At 63.9% G+C, this 244-nt stretch carries 1 pseudogene; it reads left to right on the top strand.

The features are described 5' to 3' along the window. Positions 1-244: pseudogene (locus FQ664_RS26690) on the top strand (sarcosine oxidase); the annotation flags it as partial.

Genomic DNA, 244 nt, shown 5'->3' on the forward strand with positions numbered 1-244 from the left:
AGGATAGCCATGCCTGGCTGCAGCTCTCGGGAGTGCATTGCAGCGCGGTGATGGCCAAGTTGTGCGGGGTGGACTTGCGCGCCCGGGCGTTTCCCGTTGGGGCGGTGGCGCAGACCTCGGCGGCGCGGATCAACGTGATCGTGCTGAATGTGGGGAGCGATGAGAGGCCGGCGCTGCAGTTGCTGTTTGATCGGGCATCGCTGGCGTATTTCCGTGAAGCGGTGCTGGATGCCATGGATGAGTT

This window comes from Pseudomonas persica (assembly GCF_900291015.1).
Classification (GTDB): domain Bacteria; phylum Pseudomonadota; class Gammaproteobacteria; order Pseudomonadales; family Pseudomonadaceae; genus Aquipseudomonas.